This window comes from Salsipaludibacter albus, assembly GCF_019798055.1.
Lineage (GTDB): Bacteria > Actinomycetota > Nitriliruptoria > Nitriliruptorales > Nitriliruptoraceae > Salsipaludibacter > Salsipaludibacter albus.
This window is the reverse complement of record NZ_JAHOPH010000071.1, coordinates 1-1029: the sequence shown is the minus strand read 5'-3', so window position 1 is coordinate 1029 and position 1029 is coordinate 1. Positions and strand designations below refer to the sequence as shown.

Here is a 1029-nt window from a genome sequence, read left to right as displayed (position 1 = left end):
GCGTCGGGGCCGCCGCCGTCTCGGGTGCGGGGGTCGGCGCCGGCGTGGTCGCCGCGTCCGGCGTCCCGCAGCCGGCCAGGGCCAGCACGCATCCCAGGGACAGGGCGGCGACGGCGTGGCGTGGTGGGGAGCGGCGAAGGTCGATCATCGTGGGCACCTCGTGGGGACGGGGACGCAACCGCATGGCGGTCGAGTCCAGGTGGCCGGTGCAGGTCCCCGCGGGGTCCTGCACCGGCGTGACACGGGCGTGGGGCCGCCGCAGCGACCCCACGTCCGATCGATCGCGGACGGACTCAGGCGTTCGAGCCAGCGCGACGACGACGCGCGACGCCCAGGCCGGCGAGGCCCAGGATCCCGACGCCGGCAAGTGCCGCACCGTCGAGGTCCATGCCGGTGTCGGCGGTCCCGCCGCCACCGGTCTGGACCGGGCCGGAGGCGACCGCGGTGAGCTCACCGCACAGCGCGGGCAGCGTGCCCTCGCGCGGCAGGTCCTCGGTCAGCGACGAACGCTCCTCCTGGTCCATGTCCAGCATCCCGTTGCCGTTCTCGTCGGCACCGTGCACGACGACGTGCACCTTGTCGATCGACGGCTTGACGGCGTCCGGGATCTCGATCCCGTCACGGCTGTAGCTGATCTCGGTCCCGGCGGGGTAGCGCTCGACCGCCAGGCCGGACTCGGGCGAGGTGTCGCCCTCGGTGGTCAGCGAGACCTGGATGCCGCCGTAGGACGGCACGCCCTCGGCCACGTCCACGACGCCGTCACCGTTGGCGTCGGCGTCCATCGTCGGGCAGGACGACGCCTGGATCTCGTCGCCGTCGAGGATGCCGTGGATGTGCATGGCGTGGGGGCCGTCGAGGTTGAGGTTGGATCCGTTGACCTCGACGTCGAACGTCTCGCCGTCCTCCGACACCCTGATGTAGGCGTCGCCGGAGGCTCCGGAGCCGTTCAGCTCGGACAGGGTCCCCTCGTAGGAGGTCCCCTCGTGGTCGGCGAGCGCCGGACCCGTCGCGATCAGCAACGCGGCGCCG

Annotated in this window: 1 protein-coding gene; it reads right to left on the bottom strand. The window is 73.3% G+C overall.

Annotation, left to right across the window (positions count from 1 at the left end; all coding sequences use genetic code 11):
- Positions 1 to 293: 293 nt before the first annotated feature.
- Positions 294 to 1029 (bottom strand): hypothetical protein (locus tag KR546_RS18840; protein ID WP_238446265.1); only part of this gene is annotated, 736 nt, incomplete at its 5' end.